Source organism: Wolbachia endosymbiont of Drosophila incompta, assembly GCF_001758565.1.
GTDB lineage: Bacteria > Pseudomonadota > Alphaproteobacteria > Rickettsiales > Anaplasmataceae > Wolbachia > Wolbachia pipientis.
The window spans coordinates 1134428-1134912 of record NZ_CP011148.1 but is presented as its reverse complement, the minus strand read 5'-3'; the positions used below and the strand labels follow the sequence as shown (position 1 = coordinate 1134912).

The window sequence follows — 485 nt, the reverse complement described above, 5'->3', positions numbered from 1 at the left end:
AAAAGGTTCTTATAATACCGGAAAATTATACACGCAATAAAATGTATATAGAAAACGTATTTGTTATAGAGAAAATACTACAACTCGCAGGTTTTGAGACTAGAATTGGCCTTTTATATAATGAAGTATACAATTTAATAGAACAGTATGAAACTGTTGTGAAAGAAAACTCTCTGCTAAAGACAACTTCAGGATTTGTGCCTGATGTTATTATACTGAACCGTGATATGACGAGCCACATTCCAGACACGCTGAAAGACGTAAAGCAAGATATAGTACCAAGCCCACTATACGGTTGGCATAGCAGGCAGAAATTTAAGTATTTTGAAATCTATCAAGAATTAGCATCTGAGTTTTGTGGCAAATTTAAAATAGACCCATGGCTAATTTCTGTGCTTACAGAGAGCTGTGATGGAGTTGATTTTGATGATGATTTGTCACTAGGAGCAGTAGCAACTAAAGTTGACCAAATATTATCTCTAGTG

At 34.6% G+C, this 485-nt stretch carries 1 pseudogene (cut by a window edge); it reads left to right on the top strand.

Going from position 1 to position 485, the window contains the following annotated elements:
- Positions 1-485 (top strand): annotated as a pseudogene (gene gshA, locus WG67_RS08810) (glutamate--cysteine ligase) (its annotated part extends 232 nt beyond the left edge of the window); the annotation flags it as partial.